The 26,478-nt window shown below is 63.5% G+C and carries 18 protein-coding genes, 3 rRNA genes and 1 pseudogene; 3 read left to right on the plus strand and 19 right to left on the minus strand.

Annotated elements, in window-relative coordinates; genetic code table 11:
* Window positions 1–35: 35 nt before the first annotated feature.
* From xerD to L1080_RS12190, 16 genes are all read right to left on the minus strand, one after another.
* Window positions 36–959: a site-specific tyrosine recombinase XerD gene (gene xerD, locus L1080_RS12115; protein WP_236603453.1), complete on the minus strand. Its 924-nt coding sequence runs from the start codon at window positions 957–959 to the stop codon at window positions 36–38.
* Between the two features lie 4 nt (window positions 960–963).
* Complete coding sequence (locus L1080_RS12120) at window positions 964–1,623, minus strand: NUDIX domain-containing protein (RefSeq protein ID WP_159921921.1); 660 nt, start codon at window positions 1,621–1,623, stop codon at window positions 964–966.
* Window positions 1,624–1,636: 13 nt separating this feature from the next.
* A complete protein-coding gene (locus L1080_RS12125; RefSeq protein ID WP_208961752.1) occupies window positions 1,637–3,406 on the minus strand; it encodes a CTP synthase in 1,770 nt (589 codons plus the stop codon).
* 144 nt (window positions 3,407–3,550) lie between these two features.
* Window positions 3,551–4,501: a copper transporter gene (locus tag L1080_RS12130; RefSeq protein WP_250768545.1), complete on the minus strand. Its 951-nt coding sequence runs from the start codon at window positions 4,499–4,501 to the stop codon at window positions 3,551–3,553.
* Entirely contained in the window at window positions 4,498–5,682 is a 1,185-nt protein-coding gene (gene steA, locus L1080_RS12135; protein ID WP_250768548.1) for a putative cytokinetic ring protein SteA, read from the minus strand. The genes L1080_RS12130 and steA overlap by 4 nt, the downstream gene beginning before the upstream one ends.
* Before the next feature lie 91 nt (window positions 5,683–5,773).
* Window positions 5,774–7,546 (minus strand): DNA repair protein RecN, encoded by a 1,773-nt coding sequence (recN, locus tag L1080_RS12140; protein ID WP_250768551.1) that lies wholly within the window; start codon window positions 7,544–7,546, stop codon window positions 5,774–5,776.
* 2 nt (window positions 7,547–7,548) lie between these two features.
* Window positions 7,549–8,502, minus strand: coding sequence for an NAD kinase (locus tag L1080_RS12145; protein WP_109329442.1), 954 nt, complete (start codon window positions 8,500–8,502; stop codon window positions 7,549–7,551).
* Window positions 8,499–9,353 (minus strand): TlyA family RNA methyltransferase, encoded by an 855-nt coding sequence (locus tag L1080_RS12150; protein ID WP_159921911.1) that lies wholly within the window; start codon window positions 9,351–9,353, stop codon window positions 8,499–8,501. Before L1080_RS12150 ends, L1080_RS12145 begins: the two co-directional genes overlap by 4 nt.
* 1 nt (window position 9,354) lies before the next feature.
* Window positions 9,355–9,582, minus strand: a complete 228-nt coding sequence (locus L1080_RS12155; RefSeq protein ID WP_250768554.1) for a hypothetical protein — start codon at window positions 9,580–9,582, stop codon at window positions 9,355–9,357.
* Window positions 9,583–9,672: 90 nt separating this feature from the next.
* Window positions 9,673–10,689, minus strand: a complete 1,017-nt coding sequence (locus tag L1080_RS12160) for an HAD-IIA family hydrolase (RefSeq protein ID WP_236603452.1) — start codon at window positions 10,687–10,689, stop codon at window positions 9,673–9,675.
* Window positions 10,686–11,687: a tetratricopeptide repeat protein gene (locus tag L1080_RS12165; protein WP_250768557.1), complete on the minus strand. Its 1,002-nt coding sequence runs from the start codon at window positions 11,685–11,687 to the stop codon at window positions 10,686–10,688. The genes L1080_RS12160 and L1080_RS12165 overlap by 4 nt, the downstream gene beginning before the upstream one ends.
* A gap of 60 nt (window positions 11,688–11,747) precedes the next feature.
* Window positions 11,748–11,864: ribosomal RNA gene (gene rrf, locus L1080_RS12170) — 5S ribosomal RNA — on the minus strand.
* Window positions 11,865–12,017: 153 nt separating this feature from the next.
* Window positions 12,018–15,152, minus strand: a 23S ribosomal RNA gene (locus L1080_RS12175).
* Between the two features lie 337 nt (window positions 15,153–15,489).
* Window positions 15,490–17,007, minus strand: a 16S ribosomal RNA gene (locus L1080_RS12180).
* Together the 16S, 23S and 5S rRNA genes form the textbook arrangement of a ribosomal RNA operon.
* Before the next feature lie 599 nt (window positions 17,008–17,606).
* Window positions 17,607–18,884 (minus strand): tyrosine--tRNA ligase, encoded by a 1,278-nt coding sequence (tyrS, locus tag L1080_RS12185; protein ID WP_159921905.1) that lies wholly within the window; start codon window positions 18,882–18,884, stop codon window positions 17,607–17,609.
* An 8-nt stretch (window positions 18,885–18,892) separates the two neighbouring features.
* A complete protein-coding gene (locus tag L1080_RS12190; RefSeq protein WP_213572326.1) occupies window positions 18,893–19,564 on the minus strand; it encodes a DNA-3-methyladenine glycosylase in 672 nt (223 codons plus the stop codon).
* Between the two features lie 39 nt (window positions 19,565–19,603).
* On the opposite strand from L1080_RS12190, the pseudogene L1080_RS12195 reads away from it, so the two are divergent.
* The 3 genes and pseudogenes from L1080_RS12195 (at window position 19,604) to L1080_RS12205 (ending at window position 21,696) form a co-directional block, all read left to right on the plus strand.
* Window positions 19,604–20,336: pseudogene (locus L1080_RS12195) on the plus strand (ABC transporter ATP-binding protein).
* Window positions 20,336–21,091 carry an ABC transporter permease gene (locus L1080_RS12200; RefSeq protein ID WP_250774378.1) on the plus strand — a complete coding sequence of 252 codons (756 nt, stop codon included), beginning with the start codon at window positions 20,336–20,338 and terminating at the stop codon, window positions 21,089–21,091. The pseudogene L1080_RS12195 and the gene L1080_RS12200 overlap by 1 nt, the downstream one beginning before the upstream one ends.
* The gene (locus L1080_RS12205) at window positions 21,088–21,696 is read left to right on the plus strand and encodes a TetR/AcrR family transcriptional regulator (protein ID WP_109329436.1); all 609 of its coding nucleotides are present in this window, start codon (window positions 21,088–21,090) and stop codon (window positions 21,694–21,696) included. The genes L1080_RS12200 and L1080_RS12205 overlap by 4 nt, the downstream gene beginning before the upstream one ends.
* Before the next feature lie 15 nt (window positions 21,697–21,711).
* Here L1080_RS12205 and L1080_RS12210 read toward each other — a convergent pair whose 3' ends face one another.
* The 3 genes from L1080_RS12210 to argH form a co-directional block, all read right to left on the minus strand.
* Window positions 21,712–21,924 carry a Trm112 family protein gene (locus L1080_RS12210; protein ID WP_109329435.1) on the minus strand — a complete coding sequence of 71 codons (213 nt, stop codon included), beginning with the start codon at window positions 21,922–21,924 and terminating at the stop codon, window positions 21,712–21,714.
* A gap of 38 nt (window positions 21,925–21,962) precedes the next feature.
* On the minus strand, window positions 21,963–24,947 hold the full coding sequence (locus L1080_RS12215; protein WP_159921897.1) for an acyl-CoA synthetase: 2,985 nt from the start codon (window positions 24,945–24,947) through the stop codon (window positions 21,963–21,965).
* Between the two features lie 110 nt (window positions 24,948–25,057).
* Window positions 25,058–26,476 carry an argininosuccinate lyase gene (gene argH, locus L1080_RS12220; protein ID WP_250774376.1) on the minus strand — a complete coding sequence of 473 codons (1,419 nt, stop codon included), beginning with the start codon at window positions 26,474–26,476 and terminating at the stop codon, window positions 25,058–25,060.
* Window positions 26,477–26,478 lie beyond the last annotated feature (2 nt).

The raw sequence follows: 26,478 nt of genomic DNA on the forward strand, positions 1-26,478 counted from the left end.
TCGTACCATGAATATTCCCCTCGACACGCGTTCGCCTACCGCGCCCGAGGGTGGGCGTGTGCCCACACTTCGCGCAGCGAACCCACCGTGACCAGGGTATATATCTGCGTCGTCGTGACGGAGGCGTGTCCGAGCAACTCTTGGACGACGCGCACGTCGGCGCCCCCGTCCAAAAGGTGAGTGGCAAACGAGTGCCGCAGCGTGTGTGGCGAGACCGCTACCGTGATCCCGGCAGCCTCCGCCGCAGTCTGCAACACCTTCCAAGCGCTCTGCCGTGACAGTCGACCACCGCGGACATTGAGGAAGAGCGCGGGCGTGCCCCGCGACATCAGCGCCGGCCGGCCGCGGACGAGGTAGGCGTCGAGGGCTTCGACCGCGGGCCTGCCCACGGGGACGACACGATGCTTTCCGCCCTTGCCCCGGAGCAGGACGGAGCGGTTCTCGGTGTCGATGTCGTCTACATCGAGGCCGACCGCTTCGGAGATCCGGGCCCCCGTGGAGTACAGCAACTCGAGAAGAGCGCGGTCGCGCACCGCTCTGGGCCCGTCGGCGGGCCCTGCGCCGCCGACGGCCTCGAGTAGCGACAGCACCTCGCGGACGGGCAACGATTTGGGAAGCCGGGTGGCCGGCGAGGGTGGTCGGACTACCCGAGCCACGTCCACCGCCGCCATCCCCTCAGCGGCGGCAAAACGGTGAAACCCGCGCACCGCGATCAACGCGCGGGCGGCCGAACTCGCGGCCAGCGCCGGCAGGCCGCGCTCGGGGTCACCGCTGCGCAGCGCGACGACGAATTCACTGACATCCTGCTCGCGGACCCGTCCGATGTCCGTGATCCCTCGATCGGCGAGGAATTGTGTGTACCGCGACAGGTCACGCCGATACGACGAGATGGTGTTGCGGGCAGCACCGCGTTCGACTGCCAGGTGATCGATGTAGGTTTCGACCTGCCGCGCGATCACCGGATCATTCTCCCGCGGCTTCGACCCCGGCACGTGAGCGTTCTCTCTCACTGAAACTCGCCGGACGATCGACCCACGGTGCATCCCGGTCGCGTAGTGGCGTGTCGGGTCGCGACTTGATTGCGGCCAACGACATGATCCCGGAAACCGCGGTGGCGTTGACGATCTCACCGCGCAGGACCATCGCCACCGCCTCGTCGAGCGGGAACCGCTCTATCTCGAGGTCCGCCTCTTCGTGCTCCGGTTCGGGCCGGTGGACGGTGTAGAGGTCCTCCGCGAGAAACACCCGCACCGACTCGTCGGTGAAGCCGGGCGAGACAGCCACATCCACGAGGACCGCCCACTGTTTCGCCGCGAGTCCTGTTTCCTCGGCCAGCTCCCGCTTCGCAGCCTCGAGCGGGTCCTCGTCCGGTTCGTCGAGGAGGCCCGCCGGAATCTCCCACAGCCGGCGGCCCACCGGGTGGCGGTACTGGTGGATGAGGACGAGCCGGTTCTCGTCGTCGAGCACCACGACGGCAACTGCGCCGTGATGCTCGACGACCTCTCGTTCGGCTGTCCGCCCATTCGGCATCGCCACCTCGTCCAGACGCAATGCCAGGATGGCCCCGCTGTAGACGACGCGCGAGTCGAGAATGTCGAATTCGTGCCGATCGGTGTCGGTCATGCGCCGGCTCTACTTATCCGGCACTGTCGATCGACGCCCGGTCGGTGGCGGCAGCCACCTCGTCCGCCACGGCGACCTCGACCGTCCGCTCCTCACCGTGGACGTCGACGGGAAGACGTTCTTCGAGCTTGTACGTCAACGCCGCTGCGACGAATGCCGCGAACAAGGGATGCGGACGAGTCGGACGGCTCTTGAGCTCCGGGTGGGCCTGCGTTGCGACGAAGAACGGATGCTGCTTCGCTGGGTACTCGACGAACTCGACGAGGTGCCCGTCCGGCGAGGTCCCACTGAAGAGAAGTCCGCTCTTGGCGATGCGGTCGCGGTAGGCATTGTTGACCTCGTAGCGGTGCCGATGACGCTCGGAAACCTGCTCGCTGCCGTACGCCCGCGCAACGACCGACCCCTTGGCCAGCACGGCGGGATAGGCGCCGAGGCGCATCGTTCCACCGAGGTCGGCTTCGCCGGCCACGACGTCTTCCTGATCGGCCATCGTGGAGATGACCGGATGCGTCGTCTCGGGCTCGAACTCCGCAGAGTTGGCATCCTCGAGCCCCACGCTGCGGGCGGCCTCGATCACGACGCACTGCAAGCCGAGGCACAGGCCGAGCAGTGGGATCTTGCGGTGGCGTGCATACCGGATGGCGCCGAGCTTGCCCTCGATGCCGCGGATCCCGAAACCGCCGGGAATCAGCACCCCGTCCACATCCCCCAGCGCTGCCTGCGCTCCGGCTTCGGTCTCACAGGCGTCCGAGGGAACCCAGGAGATCTCCACCTTGGATCGGTGAGCGAAGCCTCCGGCTCGCAGTGCCTCGGTGACCGACAGGTACGCGTCGGGAAGGTCGACGTACTTGCCGACGAGCGCGATCCGCACCGTCTCGCGCGGCTGGTGGACGCGCTCGAGCAGATTTCCCCAGACCGTCCAGTCCACGTCCCGGAACGGTAGTCCCAGCTGACGCACGACGTATGCGTCGAGACCCTCGCTGTGGAGAACCTTCGGAATGTCGTAGATCGACGGCGCGTCGGGTGTCGAGATACATCCGTCGACGTCGACATCGCACATCAGCGCGATCTTGTTCTTCAGCGCCGGCGGGACCTCACGGTCGCAGCGCAGGATCAGCGCGTCGGGCTGGATACCGATGTTCCTCAGCGCGGCAACCGAGTGCTGTGTGGGTTTCGTCTTCAGCTCACCCGACGGCGCCAGGTACGGAACCAGTGAGACGTGGAGGAAGAAGACATTGTCGCGGCCGACGTCGTGTCGCACCTGACGTGCCGCCTCGAGGAACGGCTGCGACTCGATGTCGCCGACGGTGCCGCCGATCTCGGTGATCACCACATCGGGACGCTGACCCTGCAGGTCCGGCCCACTCATGGCGAGGATGCGGCTCTTGATTTCGTCCGTGATGTGCGGAATGACCTGGACCGTGTCCCCGAGATACTCACCCCGCCGTTCCTTGGCGATGACCGTCGAATACACCTGCCCCGTGGTCACATTCGCCTGACCGGAAAGGTCGCGATCGAGGAAGCGCTCGTAGTGGCCGACATCGAGGTCGGTTTCGGCGCCGTCTTCCGTCACGAACACTTCTCCGTGCTGGAAGGGATTCATCGTTCCCGGATCGACGTTGAGGTACGGATCCAGTTTCTGCATGGTCACGCGCATCCCTCGCGCGGTCAGCAATTGTCCCAGACTCGAGGCTGTGAGGCCCTTGCCGAGCGAGGAGGCGACGCCGCCGCTGACGAAGATGTGCTTGGTGGCGGTACGCGAAGAAGTGCGTGACTGTGGCAAAGGGGCTCCCGTGACGACTGTGCAGGGCTTGGTCTGTTCGAGCAATGCTGGGGCCTGCCGACCCACGGGACTTCACGGTAACACCTCGGCAGACCTGCGGGAAACAACGCGCCGAGATTGCACTCCCCCATGGTGTGACGTGCACTACGCGGGCGTCCCCCCGACCGTGACTCCGGTGGTTCCGGGTCCGGTCCCATACCGGCCGGCGCCGCCGCCGAGCTGCTCCTGCAACGACAGCGGAACGGTAATCTTCCCTGCTTCGCGGTCGATGTTGTCGATCGTCGTGAGCGCCGCCGACAGTGCGGCATCGGCACGGGCAACGGCGACCGCACCGTTTCCCTGCGCTGAAGCCGGACGACCGGCGAGGACGGTTCCACCGCCACGCGAGTCCAACGCTCCCGCGAACCGGGCAACCACCGCGCCCCGGTTACCGCTGGCGCCGTCCTCCACGTCACGGTCCCCCGTGAGCACCACCGCGAGCTGGGCGGGCTCGACCCCGCCGTCGTCGTAGGTGATGAAACCCGCACCTCGCAACGTTTCCAGAGCGAGCGCCCTCTCCTGCGGTGAACTCTGCGGCTGACCGGTCTCCTTGCCGAGCAGAACCACCGAGCCCAGGAGGTCACCCGCCAGGCTGCCCTGATCCACGGCACCCGTCTTCAAAGTGACACCGGCGGGGATGACATTGTTGACGACCGTGCGCAGCCGGTCACCACCAGTAGCGTCGACGAACGAGTCCGTCAGCGACACCCGTCCCGTGACGCTGCCACCGGCCGCCCCGATCATCCGGTTCACCCCGTCGAGGTCGGCAGGGTCGGCGTCGGGCGTTGTCACCACGACGACAGTTCGCCCCCCAAGGGCGTCGGCCACCACCCGGCCGGCCACCGCCGAGTCGAAACCATCGGCCGAATTCAGCTGCTCGGTCAGCTGGTTGTTGCGTTCGTTCGCTTTTTCGATGTCGTTCTGCAAATCAACCTTGTCATCGCGGAGACCGGACACCAGACCGCTCGACAGCAGGCCGGATCCCAGCACCACCCCGATTGCCAGCGCCAGGAAGATCGCTGCGATCGAAATGGCATGTTGACGCAGAGAAATCACTTGAAGAACCCCTGCACCCACAGCGCAAAGCTATTCCAGGTCGCGATAGCCCAGTCCAGAGCTTCCCCACCGACATTCGACACCACGAGGGCCACGATCACCGCAACCAGAGCGGCCAGTACGAGCAGAGCGATGGCGCCTCCCGACACCCTGCTGCGGTAAAGGGTCGCCACGGCCTTGGCGTCCACCAGCTTGGGTCCGACTTTCAATCGGGTCATGAACGCCGACGGATTGCTGTCGCGGCGGCCGCGGTCGAAGAACTCGTCGAGAGAGACCGTATTGCCCACGGTCACGATCAACGAGGCACCGTGGTGATCGGCAAGGAGCAGTGCCAGGTCCGACGGAGACCCGGAAGCCGGGAACGTCATCGCCCCGATGCCCAGGTCCTGGATACGCGACAAGCCCGAGGCATGCCCGTCCTGGTCTGCCGGCAACACCACCTCGGCGCCGGACTTCAGCGTCGCGCTGGTGATGTCCTCCGGGTCACCGACGATGAGGTCGGGCCGGTAGCCGGCAGATCTGAGAACGTCGGCGCCTGCCCCCACCCCGATGAGGATCGGCGAGTATTCCTTGATGAACGGTTTGAGGTTTTTCAGATCCGACGCGTGATCCGCTCCGTCGGACACGATCACCACGTGCCGATCCTTCATGTCGACGTCGACATCCGGCACTCCCACCCCGTCGATGAGAAGCGGACTTTCGGTGCGAATGAACTCGATCGTATTGCCGGAGAACGCTTCCAGGTGATCGACCAGTCCCGTCTTCGCCTCGATCATCCGATCGGAGATTTCGGCCTCGGTCTGCTCGTCGCCCTTGGCGATGCGCCGCTCCCCCGAATAAACGCAGCCGCCGTCGATCCGGACCTTGCTTCCGTCCTTGATGCTCTTGAAAACCTCGGTTCCCGCGGAATCGATCAGGAGGATCCCGTTGGCGACGATCACCTCCGGTCCCAGATTCGGATAGCGCCCCGAAATCGACGGAGACGCGTTGACCACTGCGAGAACGCCGGCCTTGACCAAGGCGTCCGCGGTACCGCGATCGAGGTCGAGCTCGTCGAGAACGACGACGTCACCTGGCCCGACACGCCTCAGCAGCTTGGCTGTGTTGCGGTCCACCCTGGCGATGCCGCTGACCCCAGGCAAAGTTTCGGTGTTACGTGACAGCAGTGCCGGCATCTTCATGGCTTCGATGATGACGCGGATGCACAGCCCACCTGTGGAGGCGCGCCGAACCAGCTACCACATCGGTCCCACCATCACCAACAGTTTTCGCTCAGACAGCGCGTTCCGCTTTTGCCGTGGCCAGCAGTTCCTCCGCGTGTGCACGACCGGTTTCGGTGTCGTCGAGACCGGCGAGCATCCTGGCCAGTTCCACAACCCGCTCGTCATCGGTGAGGGTGCGCACCCCGCTACTGACGACTCCGTCGGTGTCGTCGACCTTGTCGACCACCAGATGGGTATCGGCGAATGCCGCCACCTGCGGCAGGTGGGTCACGACGATCACCTGGTGGGTTCTCGCCAGCCGGGCCAGTCGCTTGCCGATCTCGACCGCAGCGCGACCGCCTACTCCTGCGTCGACCTCGTCGAACACCATGGTCGCACCCGAATCGGATCCGGCAAGCACCACCTCGAGTGCCAGCATCACCCGGGAAAGTTCACCGCCCGAGGCGCTCTTGCTGATCGGCAGCGACTGTGCACCACTATGGGCCGACAACCTGAATTCGACTTCGTCGACACCAGAGGACCCGGCATGCACCTGTGCGCCCTCGACGGTGAGCGGAGCGGTGTCCTGAGGGCCCGCCGCACGTGCGCGTACCGACACGTCGAGAGCTGCGCGGCCCATCGCGAGACCGGACAGCTCCGAACTCACTGCCTTGGCGAGCTTGGCCGCAGCCTTGACACGGGCGGCGGTGAGTTTCGATGCCGCCTCCGCAGTCGCCGCCGCCGACTCCTCCACCTGCTTCGTCAGCGCGGCCAGCGCATCGGACGACACATCGATCTTCTCGAGCCGCGCCCGCGCGTTCTCAGCCCACTCGAGCACGCCGTCGACGTCCGCAGCGTACTTGCGCGTGAGGTTCTTGAGCTCCGCCTGCCTCGACAACAGCGAATCGAGCGCGCCGGGGTCCGCGGGCAGTCCGGCCAGGTAGGTGGTGAGGTCGGCCGACACGTCCGTGACCACGGCGATGGCATCGGCAAGACGCGAACCCAGCCCGTCGAGCTCCGGATCGGTGGCGGACTCGATACGGGCGCGGGCTTCGGACAACAAGTCGAGGGCGGGCGGCGACACGCCGTCACCGTCCATCTCGTCGCCGCCGGCAAGCGCGGTCTGCGCCTCCTGCGCTGCCGACCGCAAGGAGTCGAGTTCGCTGAGCCTGCGCACCTCCGCGACGATCGACTCGTCCTCCCCCGGGGTGGGTGCGATGCCGTCGATTTCGTTGAGGGCAAACGTCAGCTGATCGGCCTCCTGCGCGAGTTCGCGCGTGCGGCCGGTTCGCTCGATCAACTCCGATCGTGCGGTCAGCCACTCGTCGCGGTGCTTGCGGTACCGCGCCAGCAGAGGGCCGACGGTTTTCTCCGCGAATCGGTCGAGCGCAGCACGCTGCTGGTCGGGTCGTAACAGCCGCAGTTGGTCGTTCTGCCCGTGCACGGTGAGTAGCGGGTCGGTGAAGTCGGACAGCACTCCTGCCGGGACACTGCGGCCGCCGAGGTGCGCGCGCGAGCGGCCGTCGCTGCTGACCGTCCGCACAGCGATGATGGTGCCGTCTTCGTCCCGCTCCGCGCCGGTCGACTCGAGCAACTCGGCAACGGCCCGCTCGACGCGTTCGGAATTCTCGTCCGTCACGAAACGACCTTCGACGACGGCTCGCGGCGCCCCGAGACGCACCCGGCCCGCGTCTGCCCGGGCACCGCTGAGGAGATGGAGGCTGGTCACCACCATCGTCTTTCCGGCGCCTGTCTCACCGGTGAGTACTGTCAAGCCTTCGTGGAACTGCGCGGACGCCTCGGAGATCACACCGAGGTTGTCGATCCTGATCTCTGCCAGCACGTCTAGGGTTTCCTTCCTCGCCACCCGGTGACGGGCAGCTCGAACTTTCGCACCATGCGATCGGCGAAGGGAGCCGAGTCGAGTCGCACCCAGCGAACAGCTTCCTTACCGCGCACCACCTCCACCCGCGCACCCGCAGGAAGTTCGAGAGTTCTCCTGCCATCACAGAACACCAAGCCATCATGACTACCGGCCACCGTCTCGACAGCAATGATCGACTCCGGGCTGGTGACGAGCGGCCGCGCGAAGAGTGCGTGGGCATTGCTCGGGACAACCAGCAGGGCTTCGAGTTCGGGCCACACGACGGGACCGCCGGCGGAGAAGGCGTAGGCCGTCGACCCGGTCGGTGTCGAGATGAGCACTCCGTCGCATCCGAACGCCGACACGGGGCGGCCGTCGACTTCGAGCACTACTTCGAGAACACCGAGCCGGGACCGGTTCTCGATGCTCGCTTCGTTGAGCGCCCAGCCCCGCTCGATGATCTCGTCGTCCACCCGGACGACGACGTCCAGCGTCATGCGCTGTTCCACCCGGTATTCGCGGCGCACCACCTGACCGAGTGCCTCGTCCAGATGTTCGGCCTCCGTTTCGGCGAGGAAGCCGATGCGCCCGAGGTTGATACCCAGCACCGGAATGGACGCGGCCTGAGCAAGTTCCGCGGCGCGAAGGAAAGTCCCATCTCCTCCGAGGACCAGCACCATTTCGCAGCCGAGGGCGGCGTGCGGACCGGCCTGGACGATCGTCACCTCGAATCCCGGCACGAGGAACTCGTCGGGCGCCATGCCGTCCATTGGTTCGATGCGCGTGTTGTCGACCTCGTCGACGAGGACGCGCAGTCCGATTCCAGCGCTCTTGAAGATCTCACCGACGCGCCGTGCCGTCTCAGTGATTTCGGCCCGGCCCGGGTGCGCCACCAGCAGAATCTCGCGTGCCGTGCCGCTGCTTCCCCCGCTCACTGTGGTCCTTCCTGCACCGCGGTGCGGATCAACTCTTCGATCGAGTCGACCGGTTCATCATCAACCCCGGGTACGACACCCGGTTCCGGCACCGCAGTGGCACCCGAACGGAGCCACAGGAAATACTCGACATTTCCGGAGGGACCTGGCAACGGGCTCGCGACGGCTCCCAGCGTACGCAGCCCCAGGGACTCCGCGGCCCTTGCCACCCTGAGCACGGCAGCCACCCGCAGTTCCGGGTCACGGACAACTCCGCCCGACCCGACATGATCTTTACCGACTTCGAACTGCGGCTTCACCATCGGAACGAGATCTGCCCCGGCAGTCACACACGCGACGAAGGCCGGCAGCACGAGTTCGAGGGAAATGAACGACAGGTCGGCGACCACGAGATCGACAGGTCCGCCGATGCGCTCGGCGTCGATAGCACGCACGTTGGTGCGGTCGACCACACGAACCCGATCGTCCGACTGCAACCGCCACACCAACTGGCCGTATCCGACATCCACCGCGACCACCTCCCGGGCGCCGTGGTGGAGAAGTACATCCGTGAAACCCCCCGTCGAGGCGCCGGCGTCGAGACACCGCTTTCCGTCGACCGAGAGCCCGCCGGGTCCGAACGCTTCGAGAGCTCCGAGCAACTTGTGGGCGCCCCGCGAAGCCCAGGACACCTCGTTGTCCACCTCGACCACCCGTAGCGGTGTTCCCGCTTCGACGGCGGTAGCGGGTTTGGTCGCAGCTACTCCGGAGATCAGCACTCTGCCGGATGTTATGAGTTCCTGGGCGTGTTCACGGGACCGGGCCAGTCCACGCCGAACGAGTTCGGCATCCACCCGCGCGCGTCGGGCCACCTCAGATCTTGTCCACGGCGGCCAGCGCTTCCACCAGAACGTCGTGGGCCTTCTCGAGCAGATGCGCTTTCTTCGGAATGACACCGACTCCGTGTGGGTCCTCGGGATCTGGTTCGACGGCGTGCAGCCGCGTCAGCAATCCGTCCACCTCCGCGGAAATCTTCTCGGGGTCGACAATCGGCGTTGGCCCAGGTAGATGGGCTCCCGGGCGCGGTATTGGCGTGCTCATCGGGCACAACGCTAGTCGATCCCCTTCGGATACGCATACAGCGAACCGCACCGCGGACACAAAGGATCTGCGGGCACTCGAGTTGCGCGGTCAAGCACCCCAATCGGACACGAGCGCGCTGACTGCCGGGTGAGTGGACGTGACGCGGCCGAACTCCGGGTACTTCCATGCTGACACAGCCACGTGCCGGAGCAGCGTCACCGAATCGGCAGTGCCGATCGATTCGCCTTTCGGTTCGATCACCAGATCAGTGCCATCGAACTCGACGGAGAACCGGCGGTCCTCGCCGACCCGCGATTCGTCAGCAGGCCGGTTGAGGGCATCCAGTTCGGACGCGATGAAGGTCGGGCGTTGTTCCTCGGTTGCCCGAAGGACGTCGATGGCAGTGCTGACCCCGGTGAGCACCAACAGGGATTCGAGACCCACCGCGTTGGCGCCCTCGATGTCGGTGTCGAGTCTGTCGCCCACAACCAGAGGGCGCGAACTCCCACTACGGCGTATCGCGTCTTCCATCAAAGGCGCTGCCGGTTTACCGGCAACCAAAGGTACGCAGGACGTTGCGGTGCGCAGAGCGGCCACCATAGATCCGTTGCCCAGCACCAGCCCACGCTCGGTAGGGAGCGTGGAATCGACATTGGCCGCTACCCAGAGAGCTCCCGACCGGATGGCGAGAGTCGCCTCCGCAAGAATCGCCCAGTCGGTTGTCGGAGAATGGCCCTGCACCACCGCGACGGGCGAATCCGCGAACAACCGCACCGGGCGCAAGCGGACCCGCGCCACTTCATCCGCCAGGGCTTCCGTCCCGACCACCAGCACTGCAGCACCGGGTTCGATCTTCTCAGCGAGGAGTCGAGCTGCGGATTGCGAACTCGTGACCACCCTCGACTCCGAGGCGTCGAAACCGAGCTCGGTCAGGTGTGCGGCGACCTCACTTGGGCTACGACTCGCATTGTTGGTCACGTAATAGAGGGCTTGCGTTCCCGGCGCCAGCGCGGCCCGGGCACCGGGAATTGCCAGCGGACCCTCATACAGGGTGCCGTCCAGGTCGAGTAGCAGAGCGTCATATCCCTCACGCAGCGACGACGCCACACCGTTCTCCACCGTCACTGATCGTCTCCGGTCAGCTCGGCCACACGCTCCTCTGCGTCGGTATCACCTTCGAGGTCCGCCGCAGCCGAATTGAGGAACCACTTCAGGCCATCCTCGATACGGCCGGCGGCCACCAGGGCGTCGGCATACGCATAGAAGAGACGCGCAGCGCCCGGACCGGTACGGGAAGCGTCGAGGTCCGGCGTCTGCAACGTGACCACGGCCTGATCGAACTGCCCGAGGTCCATGCGCGCACCTGCAACTACGATGCGCAGCTCGGCGGCATCGTCACCAGACAGAGCCGCTGCTTCATCGCTCCGACCCAGTTCGATCGCCCGTTCTGGTCGGCCCAGTCCACGTTCGCAATCCGCCATCACGGCGAGGAGTCCGGGACCGCCAGCCATCCGACGTGCGGCCCGCAGCTCGGACAGCGCTTCTGCCCATTCACCAGCGTGGTACGCGGTGATGCCCGCGGCCTCACGAACGACGGCGATACGTCCGGCCCGCTGCCGCGCCGCACGCGCATGCGCCAGGGCCAGTCGGGGATCGTCGTCAACCAACTTGCCCGCCATCACCAGATGCCGCGCAACGGTATTCGCGTTCGTCTTGTCCAAGCTCAGCAGGTCACGCCGGACAGTCGGATCAAGTTCACCGGCCTCGACATTTTCCGGCAGGTCGGGTTCGTCGGGACGGGCATCCTGCCGCTGCGGGCGGTCACCATCACGACCCCGCGGAGTGAATCCGCCCTCGCCCCCACGGCGCTGCCCACCCCGCCGGTCATTGCCGGCACCGCCACGAGAATCACCTCGCGGTCCGCCGAACGATCCACCACGACCACCCGACGGGCCACCTCTGCTCGACCCTGAGGCACTGCCTCGGTCCGAACCGGAAGCACCGCCTCGTCCAGAATTAGAGGCACCGCCTCGTCCAGAATTAGAGGCACCGCCTCGTCCAGAATTAGAGGCACCGCCTCCGCGGAAGGATCGACGTCCGTCGTCGCTCTCCGACACAGTCATTCCTTTCACACAAAGCACGAAAGGGGACCCAGTATATTGGGTCCCCTTTCGGTAACGGATGTTCGGCGGTGTCCTACTCTCCCACACCCTGTCGAGTGCAGTACCATCGGCGCTGGAGGGCTTAGCTTCCGGGTTCGGAATGGGGCCGGGCGTTTCCCCTCCGCTATGGCCGCCGTAACTCTATGAAACTGTCACACCCATCGTCCCTTTTCCGGTTTCCCCTCCGTGGCCACGCACCCGGGTGGGTGCGGAACTTGTCGGGGGTTCCGTAAAGGGAAAAGGGTATCTGTGTGTTGTTTCAGATACTGCACAGTGGACGCGTAGCTTCTTTGTGGTAAGTCCTCGGCCTATTAGTACCAGTCACCTACACCCATTACTGGGCTTCCAGTTCTGGCCTATCAACCCGGTGGTCTGCCGGGGGCCTTACCCCCTCGAGGGGGTGAGAAACCTCATCTTGGAACAGGCTTCCCGCTTAGATGCTTTCAGCGGTTATCCCTTCCGAACGTAGCTAACCAGCGGTGCTCCTGGTGGAACAACTGGCACACCAGAGGTTCGTCCGTCCCGGTCCTCTCGTACTAGGGACAGCCTTCCTCAAGTTTCTAACGCGCGCGGCGGATAGAGACCGAACTGTCTCACGACGTTCTAAACCCAGCTCGCGTGCCGCTTTAATGGGCGAACAGCCCAACCCTTGGGACCTACTCCAGCCCCAGGATGCGACGAGCCGACATCGAGGTGCCAAACCATCCCGTCGATATGGACTCTTGGGGAAGATCAGCCTGTTATCCCCGGGGTACCTTTTATCCGTTGAGCGACACCGCTTCCACTTGCCGGTGCCGGATCACTAGTCCCGACTTTCGTCCCTGCTCGACTTGTCAGTCTCACAGTCAAGCTCCCTTGTGCACTTGCACTCGACACCTGATTGCCAACCAGGCTGAGGGAACCTTTGGGCGCCTCCGTTACATTTTGGGAGGCAACCGCCCCAGTTAAACTACCCACCAGGCACTGTCCCTGAACCAGATCATGGTCCGAGGTTAGAGGTCCAATACGATCAGAGTGGTATTTCAACAACGACTCCACACTCACTGGCGTGAGCGCTTCACAGTCTCCCACCTATCCTACACAAACCGAACCGAACACCAATACCAAGCTGTAGTGAAGGTCCCGGGGTCTTTTCGTCCTGCCGCGCGTAACGAGCATCTTTACTCGTAATGCAATTTCGCCGAGTCTATGGTTGAGACAGCTGAGAAGTCGTTACGCCATTCGTGCAGGTCGGAACTTACCCGACAAGGAATTTCGCTACCTTAGGATGGTTATAGTTACCACCGCCGTTTACTGGGGCTTAAATTCTCAGCTTCGCCACCGAAATGGCTAACCGGTCCTCTTAACCTTCCAGCACCGGGCAGGCGTCAGTCCGTATACATCGTCTTACGACTTCGCACGGACCTGTGTTTTTAGTAAACAGTCGCTTCTCACTGGTCTCTGCGGCCCCACCCAGCTCACACTGCAAGAGTGATCACCAGACGAGGCCCCCCTTCTCCCGAAGTTACGGGGGCATTTTGCCGAGTTCCTTAACCATAGTTATCTCGATCGCCTTAGTATTCTCTACCTGACCACCTGTGTCGGTTTGGGGTACGGGCCGTGTGAAAGCTCGCTAGAGGCTTTTCTCGGCAGCATAGGATCACTGAATTCGCCTCATTCGGCTATGCGTCACCTCTCAGGATATGTGTGACCCGGATTTGCCTAGGTCACTCCCTACAGGCTTACACCAGTATTACCACTGACTGGCTCAGCTACCTTCCTGCGTCACCCCATCGCTTGGCTACTACCAGATCAGGTCCCACGCATCCGCCACGCACGAACCCGAAGGTTCACACGCGGTTTCAGGGTGGTTAGTATCACTGATTCACCAGGGGCGCGTTCACACGGGTACGGGAATATCAACCCGTTGTCCATCGGCTACGCCTGTCGGCCTCGTCTTAGGTCCCGACTCACCCTGGGCGGATTAACCTGGCCCAGGAACCCTTGGTCATTCGGCGGACGAGTTTCTCACTCGTCTTTCGCTACTCATGCCTGCATTCTCACTCGTGTGGCCTCCACGGCTGGGTCACCCCGCCGCTTCCATGGCCACACGACGCTCCCCTACCCATCCACACCACTGCCCACCCTCCCGCAGGAAAATGGGGGTGCATTGTGTGAATGCCGCAGCTTCGGTGGTGTACTTGAGCCCCGCTACATTGTCGGCGCAGGATCACTTGACCAGTGAGCTATTACGCACTCTTTCAAGGGTGGCTGCTTCTAAGCCAACCTCCTGGTTGTCTTCGCGACCCCACATCCTTTTCCACTTAGTACACGCTTAGGGACCTTAGCTGGCGATCTGGGCTGTTTCCCTCTCGACTACGAACCTTATCGCCCGCAGTCTCACTGCCGCGCTCTCACTCACCGGCATTCGGAGTTTGGCTGATTTCGGTAAGCTTGTGGGCCCCCTAGACCATCCAGTAGCTCTACCTCCGATGAGAAACACGCGACGCTGCACCTAAATGCATTTCGGGGAGAACCAGCTATCACGGAGTTTGATTGGCCTTTCACCCCTACCCACAACTCATCCCCTCAGTTTTCAACCTAAGTGGGTTCGGTCCTCCACGACGTCTTACCGTCGCTTCAACCTGGCCATGGGTAGATCACTCCGCTTCGGGTCTAGAACATGCCACTATGAACGCCCTATTCGGACTCGCTTTCGCTACGGCTACCCCACACGGGTTAACCTCGCGACATGCCACTAACTCGCAGGCTCATTCTTCAAAAGGCACGCCATCACCCCCAACACCGAAGTGTTCGAAGGCTTTGACGGATTGTAAGCGCACGGTTTCAGGTACTATTTCACTCCCCTCCCGGGGTACTTTTCACCTTTCCCTCACGGTACTAGTCCGCTATCGGTCACCAGGGAGTATTCAGGCTTATCGGGTGGTCCCGACAGATTCACACCAGATTTCACGGGCCCGGTGCTACTTGGGTTTCCATCACGACAGTCACAATGTTTTCGTGTACGGGATTCTCACCCTCTACGACAGGCCGTTCCAGACCACTTCCACTAACACCATGATTTCTTACTGTCGGCCAACACGGCAGCATTGACAAGATGAACCCCACAACCCCACGAATGCAACGCCTGCCGGCTATCACACATCCATGGTTTAGCCTCTTCCGCTTTCGCTCGCCACTACTCACGGAATCACTATTGTTTTCTCTTCCTGTGGGTACTGAGATGTTTCACTTCCCCACGTTCCCTCCACACACCCTATATATTCAGATGCGGGTAACACGACATCACTCGTGCTGGGTTTCCCCATTCGGACATCCTCGGATCTCAGCTCGGTTGACAGCTCCCCGAGGCTTATCGCAGCCTCCTACGTCCTTCATCGGCTCCTGGTGCCAAGGCATCCACCGTACGCTCTTCATTACTTACAACAAAGATGCTCGCGTCCACTGTGCAGTTCTCAAACAACACACCCGCCTCGAACTCCGCCAGCACCATGCCCACCACCAAAAGTGATGCGGTCTGCCTGACATCCGAACCGGATCGTCACTTTCCTGAAAGAAAAAACACTCACGTGTTCCCTCAGGACCCAACAGTATGTCGATATAATTCGCCCTCCCACCAGCACACAGGCCGGCAGTTGAGAACCAATACTTGTCAGCGATCCACCCATGAGCAACCACCGGATAACATACGCATCCGAAATGGCCTCTGCCAGACCATCATCCACTGACTGTTCAGCGGTACATGACTGGAGATGCTCCTTAGAAAGGAGGTGATCCAGCCGCACCTTCCGGTACGGCTACCTTGTTACGACTTCGTCCCAATCGCCGATCCCACCTTCGACGGCTCCCTCCCACAAGGGGTTAGGCCACCGGCTTCGGGTGTTACCGACTTTCATGACGTGACGGGCGGTGTGTACAAGGCCCGGGAACGTATTCACCGCAGCGTTGCTGATCTGCGATTACTAGCGACTCCGACTTCACGGGGTCGAGTTGCAGACCCCGATCCGAACTGAGACCAGCTTTAAGGGATTCGCTCCACCTCACGGTCTCGCAGCCCTCTGTACTGGCCATTGTAGCATGTGTGAAGCCCTGGACATAAGGGGCATGATGACTTGACGTCGTCCCCACCTTCCTCCGAGTTGACCCCGGCAGTCTCTTACGAGTCCCCACCATTACGTGCTGGCAACATAAGACAAGGGTTGCGCTCGTTGCGGGACTTAACCCAACATCTCACGACACGAGCTGACGACAGCCATGCACCACCTGTATACCGACCACAAGGGGGGCCGTATCTCTACGGCTTTCCGGTATATGTCAAACCCAGGTAAGGTTCTTCGCGTTGCATCGAATTAATCCACATGCTCCGCCGCTTGTGCGGGCCCCCGTCAATTCCTTTGAGTTTTAGCCTTGCGGCCGTACTCCCCAGGCGGGGCGCTTAATGCGTTAGCTACGGCACAGATTCCGTGGAAGGAACCCACACCTAGCGCCCACCGTTTACGGCGTGGACTACCAGGGTATCTAATCCTGTTCGCTACCCACGCTTTCGTTCCTCAGCGTCAGTTACTGCCCAGAGACCCGCCTTCGCCACCGGTGTTCCTCCTGATATCTGCGCATTTCACCGCTACACCAGGAATTCCAGTCTCCCCTGCAGTACTCAAGTCTGCCCGTATCGCCTGCAAGCTCACAGTTGAGCTGTGAGTTTTCACAAACGACGCGACAAACCGCCTACGAACTCTTTACGCCCAGTAATTCCGGACAACGCTTGCACCCTACGTATTACCGCGGCTGCTGGCACGTAGTTAGCCGGTGCTTCTTCTGCAGGTACCGTCACTTGCGCTTCGTCCCTGCTGAAAGAGGTTTACAACCCGAAGGCCTTCATCCCTCACGCGGCGTCGCTGCATCAGGCTTTCGCCCATTGTGCAATATTCCCCACTGCTGCCTCCCGTAGGAGTCTGGGCCGTGTCTCAGTCCCAGTGTGGCCGGTCACCCTCTCAGGTCGGCTACCCGTCGTCGCCTTGGTAGGCCATTACCCCACCAACAAGCTGATAGGCCGCGGGCCCATCCTGCACCAGTAAACCTTTCCACCCCCAGCCATGCAGCCGAAGGTCGTATCCGGTATTAGACCCAGTTTCCCGGGCTTATCCCGAAGTGCAGGGCAGATCACCCACGTGTTACTCACCCGTTCGCCGCTCGTGTACCCCGAAGGGCCTTACCGCTCGACTTGCATGTGTTAAGCACGCCGCCAGCGTTCGTCCTGAGCCAGGATCAAACTCTCCGTTGAAGACTCTAGAAAGAGGCGAACCCCAATCAGTCATAGACATCGAGTCAAATCACTAGCGATCAAAAACTCAAACTAGCTCAATCAAACACCGACCCCCTCTCCGACGGAAGAAGGAGAAAGAGCCAGCAAATACCCACACCACTCACAACCAAACCCCAAAAGGCCCAGCCGATCACCCGTGATGCGGAGTACCAAAAACATTTGGCACTGACATTCATCGACACACTGTTGAGTTCTCAAAGAACACGCACACACCATCACCACCAGCACACTCGCTAGCCGCTCCGGGGCAACCGCTCCAGCCTAACTCCTGCCAACCCCCGATGCAAACGGGAACCTCCAGGACATCTCGAACACACCAATCGAAATCAGCATCTTCGGGAAGTTCAGGCGCCTTCGTCCAACCTCGTGTCCCCCGCCTTCCGGCCGGGGTCGGTGTCCGTGTCGCTCTGACTTGGAATAAGTTACGCGACGGATAACGGAGCGTCAAATCCCCAGTTCGGAGAAGTCCGGCGCGTTAAATCCGCAGGTGGAACGCGCACAGCGTCAGCCACCTGCGGATCACGTCCCGAACTTACAACGGTGTGATGCCGGGCACCCTAGCCCGCAACCACCTGGATGCCGGCGAAGTGCCGTTTACCGCGCCGAATCACGAGCCAGGTTCCATGGAGAAGATCGTCGCCCGAGGGGGTCCACTCCTCGCTGCTGATCTTGCGGTTGTTCACCGACGCGCCGCCTTCCTTCACCGCACGGCGGGCAGCGCCCTTGCTCTCGCACAGCCCACTGAGCACGAGCAGATCCACGATGCTGGCAGGTGCCCCGGGCGCCAACTCTGCGACCGCCGCTTCGCGGAGCGCCGCAGCCAGCGTCGGTTCGTCGAGATCCCGCAATTCACCCCTGCCGAACAGTGCCTTGCTAGCCAGCTCCACGGCGTGGGTGTTCGCTTCTCCGTGGACCAGAGTTGTCATTTCCGCTGCCAGCCTCCGCTGGGCCTCGCGAGCATGCGGACGTTCAACTGTCGCCGCCTCGAGCTCCGCAAGCTCCTCCGGCGAAAGGAAGGTGAACCATCGCAGGTATTTCACGACATCGGCGTCGCTCGTGTTCACGAAGTACTGGTACCAGGCGTAGGGGCTCGTCATCTCGGGATCGAGCCACAGGCTCCCACCACCGGTCGACTTGCCGAACTTCTTACCGTCGGCGGAGGTCACCAACGGAACGGTGAGTCCGTGCACCGTCGCGGCGTCGATACGGCGGTTCAGGTCGACACCGGCGATGATGTTGCCCCACTGATCCGACCCGCCCACCTGCAACGTGCACCCGTGGCTACGGCGCAGATGGAGGTAGTCGTTGGCCTGGAGCAGCATGTAGCTGAACTCCGTGTAGGACATGCCGTCGGATTCGAGCCTGCGTTTCACCGTGTCCCGCGCCAGCATGACGTTGACCGAGAAGTGCTTGCCGACATCTCGGAGGAAGTCGATCGCCGACAGCTTCCCGGTCCAGTTCATATTGTTCTCGACGACGGCGCCGCTGGGGGAATCGTCGAAGTCGACGAACCGTTCGAGTTGGCCGCGGATGCGATCGGCCCACGCGGCCACCGTGTCGGAGGAGTTCATTGTCCGTTCACCGACATCACGCGGGTCACCGATGAGTCCCGTCGCGCCACCTGCCAGGACCACTGGCCGGTGCCCTGCGCGCTGGAACCGTTTGAGCGCGAGCAGAGGTACCAGGTGCCCGGCGTGCAGACTGGGTCCCGTCGGGTCGAACCCCGCATACAGCGTGACCGGTCCGGCGTCGAGATCACGACGCAATGCGTCCAGATCGGTTGATTGAGCGATCAGCCCGCGCCAGGTCAGTTCATCGATGATGTTCTCAGTCACGTGATCGATCATCCCATCCGCTCGTCGACGGGCATCGCACGCGGGCTTCTCCGATAGGCCGACACGGCAGCGGACTCGGGAATCCAGAAACGCCACGGCCGGTCAGCGGCCGCGCTGACCCCCACCCGGGGACCACTCACCCATCCTTCCGACTCGGTGATCTCGAGCCGGATCGGTGAATCAGCCGCGAACAGCGGCGCACCATTGTCGGCGAGGGTGACGCCGGTGGCCGACCCCAAGTTCCCGGGACCGCGCGCGAAATCAGCGGGCCGGGTGACCCGCGATCGTCGTGCACGGACAGTCTCCGCACCGTCGAGGATTTCACCTGCGCGCAGAAGCACTCCGCCGGCCGTCCCGACCGGCCCGTACGACACATTCATGCAGAAGTGCATTCCGTAGCTGCGGTACACGTACAGGTGTCCGGCAGGGCCGAACATCACCGCGTTCCGCGGCGTCTTCCCCCGATACGAGTGCGATGCCGGGTCCGGCCATGGTCCCTCGGCTTCTCCGCCGTACGCCTCGACCTCGACGATGCGAAGGCGTACGTCCGCGACGATCAAGGTGGACCCCAGCACGATTCTTGCGGCTTCGGTGGGGTGGGCCTCGGCAAGTCGATCGACAGTCACCCTCCGATTGTGCCCAACCGTTGACGCACAGCTCTCCGTGGACGCATAATTCATCAGGCAGTGAATTCACCCAGTGATGAATTGAGGCACGCCATGAACGGCAGCCCTGCGATCGACATCCGGGATCTCCGCGTACGGCGAGGAAAGAACGAGGTCTTGCACGGCGTCGACGTGCAAGTACCGGGCGGGTCCATCACCGGACTTCTCGGTCCTTCCGGGTGCGGCAAAACGACACTGATGCGGTGCGTGGTCGGTACTCAAATCGTGGAGTCCGGTTCCGTCACCGTCCTGGGATCGCCCGCTGGTTCGGTCTCGCTACGGAGCCGAGTGGGGTACGTCACCCAAACACCGAGCGTGTACACCGACCTCACCGTCAAGAAGAACGTCGCGTACTACGCCGCGCTCTACGGCCGGCCGGCAGGTGCGGTCACCGACGCGATCGACGCTGTCGGACTCACCCGGTTCGCCGGCCAGAAAGCAGCGGACCTCTCCGGGGGCCAACTCGGACGAGCTTCACTCGCCTGCGCACTGGTCGCGGACCCGGAGATCCTCGTACTCGACGAGCCCACCGTCGGCCTCGATCCGTTGCTTCGTGTCGAACTGTGGGAGCGGTTCGAGGCCCTCGCTGCCGGAGGAACGACCCTCCTGGTGTCCAGCCATGTGATGGACGAGGCCGAACACTGCGATTCGCTAGCTCCTGATGCGCGACGGGCACGTACTCGCGCAGGAATCTCCCACCGGCCTGCGCCGCCAGACCGGTGAGTCGAGCCTCGAAGACGCCTTCTTGACCTTGATCCGCACATCACAGGTGGGAAGTGAAAACTGATGAATGCCAGAATCTTCCTCGCAACGGCAGGTCGGATACTCGCGCAGTTGCGGGCCGACCATCGCACGGTCGCCATGATCCTCGTAGTACCGAGCCTGCTGATGGTGCTGCTGTATTTCCTGTACCAGAACGTGCCGGCGGCCCCCGGCCAACAATCGCTTTTCGAGCGGGTCGCGATCACGATGCTCGGCATCCTTCCCTTCGTGGTGATGTTCCTCGTCACGTCGATTGCGATGCAACGCGAACGCACGTCGGGAACCCTGGAACGCCTCCTCACGACACCACTGGGCAAACTGGACCTTCTCGGCGGCTACGCGGCAGCCTTTTCCACGGCAGCCGCCGCACAAGCCGCACTGGCCTGCGCCGTCGCATTCGGCTTACTCGGTCTCGACACCGAAGGCAGCGTGAGCTGGGTTCTGCTGATCGCGGTACTGAACGCGATTCTCGGTGTTGCGCTCGGTCTCCTGTGCAGCGCCTTCGCCCGCACCGAGTTCCAGGCCGTGCAGTTCATGCCCGTCATCGTGGTTCCCCAACTGTTCCTGTGCGGGCTGCTCGTCCCCCGCGATCAGCTCCCCACCTGGCTCGAATGGATCAGCAACGTCCTGCCACTGAGCTACGCCGTCGAAGCGCTCCAACAGGTCGCGACCCACCCGGGTACCACCGGAATCATGTGGCGCGATCTCACCGTGGTCGCCGCCTTCGCACTACTCGCGCTGTCGCTCGGAGCCGCCACACTGAGGCGTCGCACACCATGACGGCACCACGCGCACGAACGCGTTCGGGCCGCAGACCCGGAAATCAGGACACTCGATCTCGGATACTGGCAGTCGCACGAAAGCTGTTCGCACAGAATGGGTTCGACAAAACGAGTGTGCGTGCAGTCGCCCTGAGTGCAGGCGTCGATGCGGCGCTCGTGCATCACTACTTCGGGACCAAACGCCAGTTGTTCCTCGACTCCGTCGACATTCCCGTCGACCCCACCCAGGTGATTGCACCGGTCCTCGACATCCCGACCGACGAGGTCGGGCGCCATCTCGCGGAAGCTGTCTTCTCGGTCTGGGAGTCACCGCACCGACCGGCAGTTGTCGCGGCGTTCCGTTCCGCGATGGCGGGCAACGAACCGACCCTGATCCGAACCTTCCTCGTGGAAGTGGTATTTCGTGACCTCGGCCCGAGAGTCGACGAGCCACCCGGAACCGGGATCCTGCGTATGCAGCTGGTGGCGTCGCAGATGGTAGGGATTCTGGTGACCCGGTACATCCTCGAGTTCGAACCCCTCGCTTCTCTCCCGATCGAGGATCTGGTCGACGTGATAGCGCCGACGCTCCAGCGCTATCTCACCGGACCCGTGCCGGGCTGATTCAACGCGCCGCGATCACGACTGCGCAGATGCCCGGGCGACCAGCTGCTCGTGCTCCTCGGCGTCCACGTCCCGCGCCTCGTCGATGAGGAGGACCGGGATCCCGTTCTCGATGGGATAAGCGCGCCGAAGTCGAGGGTTGTAGAGCAACTCGTCTCCGACCAGCAGGAGCGGGCCCTTGTCCTGCGGGCACGCCAGAATGCTGAGCAGTGTCGGATCAATAACCACGGATGTCCTCTCCAACCGTTCGGGTGAGCAGCCTCAGGTTACCGCGCACCAGCGGGCATGCCGGCCGAGCCGTCGTGGAACTGCGCTGCTACTGCTTTCGTCAGCCGTTTGTACTCCTGTGAGGTCGCGTCGAGATACCAGACGCGGGTGCCCGGCTTCGGCAAACCTGCCGCACTCAGACCGTCGGCATTGGGGCGGAACGACGAGCCCAGCGGAATGGTGTCCACCGCATGGACGATGTCGGGACGCCACCCGAACGGGAGTGCTTCAATGGCCTCCGCCACATCGGCCAGCCGTGGCGGGCGTCCGTCGCGGAGGGTGAAGGCCGCAACCGCCAACGTGCTGCCGCCGACCTCGATACCGTAGGCCACGGCCAGGTCGATCCTGTCGACGGCCGCCAGGGCGTCCACGATCGGTTGCGTGAACACAGGTCCTCGGGCGGTGGTGATGACGGTCTTCTTGTGATCGACCAGCCAGTAGTCACCGTCTGCATCGCGGCGAAAGAGGTTTTCCGTCGCGATCCACGCGTCGCCGGCAGCGAAGATGCCCCGCATGGCCACACCGGACATTTCACCGTGCACGCCCGCCTTGCCGAGGAGTAGACCGACCTCGTTGTCCGCACATTCGCGGACGAAGCCCCGGTCGTCTTCGAGCAGACGTCCGGAGATCGGGTCGTATGCGGCCAGTCGCACCTCGGCGCTACCCGGCAACGGCCTGCCTTTGCACCCGATCTTGGCGCCTGCGACGTTCGCGAGAACGACATCACCTTCGGTCGACGCGTAGAACTCCAGCACCTTCGCGGGCGCGAAGCACTCGGTGGTGCGCCGCCACAACCCCTGTGGCATACCGGAACCGAGGAACAGGCGGATCGGGTAGTTACCGAGCAGATCGAGGCTTTCCGCATCGAGGATTTCACGCATCATCGTCCACGTGTAGCTGACGACGGTCACGCCGTAACGCTGGACCTCCTCGGTGAAGCGCTCGGCGTCGAGGCCCTTCGACAGGGCGATACGTGAGCCGCCCGCCACCGCTCCCCCCACTGCCGCGAGGAGACTGGATGAATGATGCAGGGGAGCAATGCAATACACCGTGTCGCCGCGATCGAGATCAGCGGCCGAGGCGGTACCGAAGGCAGACAGCGCCCAACGGTAGTTGGTGATCTGCTTGGTCTCCCAGTGCCCGTTGGATTCACTGCAGATAATGAAGGCCAGCTCTCGTGCCAGCCCGGGGTCGGGCCGGTACCAGCCTGGCAGAGCGACGGACTCCGGGTCGATCTGCTCGAGATCGACGACGTTCGACCCGGGCTCGACATCGAGACTGCGGAGGTCTCCCCCACCGAGGACGAGAACCTGCATTCCGGTGGCGAGGGCGGCGTCGAGATTCTCAGGATCGGTGACGATGCGTTCGACCCCGTCGATCCGGATTGCGGTGTGGATTTCGCGGCCCGGAGGAAGGAGAACTGCCACGGCGCCGAGCCGGGACAGCGCCGCGATGACAGCCAGCGCGCTCGGCCGGGTTTCCATGACCACACCGACGTGTGCAGCGGGCCGCACGCCGGCGGAGATCAATCCGCGAACGACATTGTCGATCCGCTGGTTCACCGCCTCGTAGGTATGTACCCGGTTGTCGAAGAGGAAGCACTCACCGTTCGGCGCCTTCCGACGCTGCTCCGCCAGAAGCCGGCTGAGGGAGATCTGAGTGTGCGGTTGCATCTGGCCGAGACGCGCGAGACGCGGAAGAGCGCGCGTGGCCTCACCGGACAGTTCCACCGTGCCGCGAACTGCTCCCGAGGCGAATCCTGTGATCCCTTTGCCGACCCCCACACCGACTTCCGCGACCGAGGCCACCGTGTGGATGATGCGATCGCTGATCGACACTCCGGTCTCGCTGCCGAAGTGTTCGTCGTACCGCATGAGATCCACAGTGGACGGTTTTGGCCCCATACCCTCGTTCCACCGCACCCATTCACCGGTGGTCGGCCATGTGTGCGCGGCCGCCGCTGAACCGACCACGAGCCCGAAATGCCCTACCCTCAAAGTAGATTCGTACACATTGGCACGCGGTGCGGCCCGGCGAATCCCGCGGACCGCGAGCGGCTGCCCGATGTCGTCTACTTCACCGACGAACGCCATGATCGGGCAAGTCAGCTCGGCGAGTGACACGACGCGGTCCTTGATGACGAAACCGCCGGTCATCATCCGGTTGTGGACGATGAACTGCTTGAGCAGCTCCGCCACTGCGGGACCCGACCAGGCAACCCATCCCTCGGTCGCGAGAAACCGGCGCTGTTGTTCCCGTGGGAGGAGCGCCTCCCGGTCGTGCAGCTGCCGAAGAAATTCGAGACGGGACTTGAGGGTCTTCACCGGGTCGAGGAGCTGAAAACCGGTGCGCGCCATCCACCCGGACACCGCGAGACGGTTGAACACATGGTCCGCGAGGAAAGCGGCTGCGTCGCTGGCAAATCCGGCGGGAATTCCGAACGGCAGACCGGCCAGAGTGTCCACGGGGCTGCCGAAGGTGATCAGACTCGCAATGTTGCGACTGCGGCGGTAAGCAGCCGCCTGGTAGGCGAACATGCCACCCTGCGAATACCCCGAGAGATGGACGTCGCGGCCGGTGTGGGCACGGACCTTGTCGATGATCTCGCTGATCGCGACGATGTGATCGGCGAGATTTCTGTCCCATCCCCCCTCTTCGGTGTCCGGCGACCCGAAGTCGACAACCCAGGGATCGATCCCCATTTCGTGCAGGATGCCCACGGCGCCCTGATCGCGGGTCACGTCGTAGACGTCGGCCGACATCATCATCGGCGGCACCAGCACGATGGGAGGGCCGACCTCCGCCGGGTCGGTGTCGGGGAAGTATCGCCGGAGTCGATACATAGGCCGCCGTTCGACCACCTCGAACGGCGAGGTGGTCAGATCTGTCTCGAGTCCGCCGAGGCGGACTACCTCCAAACCGTTCTGCGCCGTCGCCACTACCCGACGGATCGGGCCCTTTACCGTTTCGGTAGAAAAACCCACGAATACTCTCCCAGACTCTCGAACCGCGACGTACGTCTCACTGCCGCCGCCCTCACCCTACTGCTCCCGACGCGTCACACTGCCCTATTGGAGGGTCGACGACGGAGGCATCACCGGCACCATTCCCGCATGGACTCGGAGAGTTGGCGAACACCACCCAACTGCTCGGCTACCCGGATACCGGCGGTGCCACCGCGGGCGTTGCGCGACGCAATCGAGCCCTCGACCGTGAGCACCTCCCGAACGTCCGGCGTCAGGGAAGGATCGACTGCTGCCAGTTCCTCCTCGGTGAGATCCTCGAGGCCGACACCTCGTGCCTCGGCGACACGCACGCAGGCACCCGCCGCCTCATGGGCGACGCGGAACGGTACGCCCTGGCGTACCAGCCACTCGGCGATATCCGTGGCCAGCGTGAAACCGGCGGGCGCCAATTCCGCCATCCGGTCGGTGTGGAACTCGAGAGTCGAAATCAGCCCGGTGATCGCAGGCAGCAGCATTTCGAGTTGTGCCACCGAATCGAAAACCGGTTCCTTGTCTTCCTGCAGGTCCCTGTTGTAAGCGAGCGGCTGCGCCTTCAACGTGGCCAGCAGACCCGTCAGGTTGCCGATCAGCCTGCCCGACTTTCCGCGAGTCAGCTCGGACACGTCCGGATTCTTTTTCTGCGGCATGATCGACGAACCCGTCGACCAGGCATCGGCCAGCGTGATGTAGCCGAATTCCGGGGTGCTCCAGAGGATGACCTCCTCCGCCATCCGCGACAGATCCACGCCGATCATCGCGAGCACGAACGCGGCCTCGGCCGCAAAGTCCCGCGACGACGTCGCGTCGATCGAGTTCTCGGCCGAAGAGTCGAACGCGAGTTCCGCGGCGATCGCCTCGGGGTCGAGTCCGAGTGAGGACCCGGCGAGCGCCCCCGATCCGTACGGGGACACCGCGGCTCGCACGTCGAAGTCCCGCAGGCGCTGCACGTCTCGCAGCAAGGGGTGCGTGTGCGCCAGCAGATGATGTGCCAGCAGAACCGGCTGCGCGGCCTGCAGGTGCGTCTTGCCGGGCATCACCGCGGACGGATGCGCGGCCGCCTGCGTCGCGAGCGCATCCACGACGTCCAACACCCCGGCCGCGACCCGGCGGACCGCATCCCGCAACCACATGCGAAACAGCGTCGCCACTTGATCATTCCGTGAGCGACCCGCCCGCAGGCGGCCCCCGACTTCCGGGCCGACCCGATCGATCAGGCCCCGTTCGAGGGCGCCGTGCACGTCCTCGTCGGATTCACTCGGACCGAATGTTCCGCTCGCCACATCGGCTGCCAGGCTGTCCAGCCCACCCAGCATCGTCGAGAGGTCCTCCACACTGAGCAGTCCCGCGTTGTGCAGGACCCGGGCGTGCGCCTGCGACGCCCGCACGTCATAGGGTGCGAGAACCCAATCGAAGTGGGTCGACTTGCTCAGGGCCGCCATGGCGGCGGCGGGTCCGGACTCGAACCGACCGCCCCACAACGCACCTTCGTTGGTGCCGTGCGCCGTCATGC

It is taken from the genome of Rhodococcus sp. MSC1_016 (genome assembly GCF_023667485.2).
Lineage (GTDB): Bacteria > Actinomycetota > Actinomycetes > Mycobacteriales > Mycobacteriaceae > Rhodococcus_F > Rhodococcus_F oxybenzonivorans.